This is a genomic window from Endozoicomonas sp. ONNA1 (genome assembly GCF_024606325.1).
GTDB lineage: Bacteria > Pseudomonadota > Gammaproteobacteria > Pseudomonadales > Endozoicomonadaceae > Endozoicomonas_A.
On record NZ_JAHHPN010000817.1, the window covers coordinates 1 to 1,954 of the forward strand.

General features: G+C 42.5%; 2 protein-coding genes. One reads left to right on the forward strand and one right to left on the reverse strand.

The genetic code is table 11. The features are described 5' to 3' along the window. The first annotated feature begins 488 nt into the window (after nucleotides 1-488). Nucleotides 489-773 (forward strand): hypothetical protein, encoded by a 285-nt coding sequence (locus tag KDK19_RS19350; RefSeq protein ID WP_257276089.1) that lies wholly within the window; start codon nucleotides 489-491, stop codon nucleotides 771-773. A 203-nt stretch (nucleotides 774-976) separates the two neighbouring features. On the opposite strand, the gene KDK19_RS19355 is transcribed toward KDK19_RS19350, so the two are convergent. After that, nucleotides 977-1,441 carry a hypothetical protein gene (locus KDK19_RS19355; protein ID WP_257255152.1) on the reverse strand — a complete coding sequence of 155 codons (465 nt, stop codon included), beginning with the start codon at nucleotides 1,439-1,441 and terminating at the stop codon, nucleotides 977-979. Nucleotides 1,442-1,954 lie beyond the last annotated feature (513 nt).

The following is a 1,954-nucleotide window of genomic DNA, read 5'->3' on the forward strand; positions in this document are numbered from 1 at the left end:
AAGCTAAAACCATTGATTACCTCAGGAAATTAGGGCTGAATCCGGAGGATTATCGTTGTTTTTGGGGCGAAGTTAGGGATATTCCTTCAGCAGACATTTGAATGCAGATTCCGGTATAAAATCAGATTTGATGCGGGTCTGGAGGTGATTGACCCACTCCACTTTCAGGTATTCTGTCCCTGCTGAACCATTCCATCTCGATTAACACGTCAGCAATGAGCAAGTTAAACTATCGTTCTGGAATTATTTTGGAAATTAATAGTCTAAACACGTATGGCTTAAGGGGATTAAATGTGTTCAATAGGGGGATTTATGAATATAAACACTACCGGAACAGATGCTTACGGGCTTCATAAAAACAGTTTTGTTGAAAAGAATGATGAAATTTTGACTCAGAGCCGAGAGTAGTTAAAAGTTTTTCAAAAAAACGATCGGTTGAAGATAGATCCTCTGTACTGGTAAAACGGGAAAGAGAGCTTGGTTCGGATATGCCTGGTTGCAGTCATCAGGCAACTAACCAAGCTATTCCTGAGCGAAAAGTTTCCAACTGGGTTGCTATGGATATTTGTGAGGTCGTACATGAGGCAGGGGGCAGAGTGAGCGAGATGTTTACTGTTAAGGAAGTGGCTGGACATTTTCGAAGTATCATTGAAAACCTTATACATTCGTTTAGATACAAAAAAATTGCAATAGAGGAGTATAAGGTTGATCAAAGAGACGAAGTAACAGGTATTTTTATTGATTTTATTTTATGTCAGGAAGGTCTGGTTTGAAGAGTCACAACATCTACTGAAGGCGATTTTTACTGAGCGGGCAGAAGAGGCATCGAAATTAATGTACCATGAATTATGTTATAGTCTCGGGGATATGCTGATTGATTATCTCAACAAAAAAGCGAACGTACCGGATGTTGAGGTCACATCGTAATTTTACGTTTTCAACCTCTAACGCAACAAAGGCTTGTACAATCTTGTCTCTAGCCTCGGGGGTTAACAATCCAATTAGTTGCAATCCCTCTTCCAGAGTCTCGATGCGTTTCTGTTGATTCATCTGGTTCCTCCAGAGTCATGGAAGTCCTGTCGGGTCGGGTAACAAAGGCGGATTTCTTCTTAGCCAACTCAACTAGTTGGTCTGGGTCGAGGTGAGGATTGAAGATGCTGGCTCCTTTATAGCGGAACCACTCACGCATTTCATGTTCTTCTGATGCTTTAATAGCAGCGAAACATACGCCTACAATCTCTTGTTTGCACATGTATGGGCTTAAATAGTGTTTTCCGCTCTTCCATGCCGTATTTTGTTTACTCACGCTACAGACGCCTACAGAGGCATCTACGGAGACTTGAATATAGGAACGACCGTGCCCTTCATATACTTGAATAGTCCAGCCGTCTTTGTATGTCACTTTGGAAACGATGTCTTTGATGTCGTCTAGTGTCAGCATACTAAGTCCTTCAATGAAAAAAGCCCCCTATTCGGGAGCTTTTGTTGGGTCGTTTGGGTCATCGTACGGATTGAATCGGGTTGCACGATTCTCCTTTTCTTTGTACTTGGCAGGGTCTTTCGTCTCTACCGGTACACGACCAGTACGCGGTACCTTCGTACGATTGTCCGGCTTTTGCACAATTGCCATTATGTGTTTTCCTCAATGACTTGGTCGTAGTTTAAGCCAGCGTTTTCAATCTCAACTTTGTAAGATGGAAGGTCTACTGCCTTGATGAATGTTCCGTTCAGGGCAATGCCCTTACGGTCTTTGACACTGTACACGACAAAAATCAGGAGTAAGCCAACGAGATCCACTATCTTGAGATTTTTCGCTAAAAATACCGCACGATTATGGAACCCGCTGACTTACTCATTGAGCAGTTTAGAACCTATCTGAACTGCAACAAGTGTCGACTGAGTGTTCTTGCCTATCTTGTGCTTGGCTTGCTGGAAAAGCAGACGGTAAACTTCA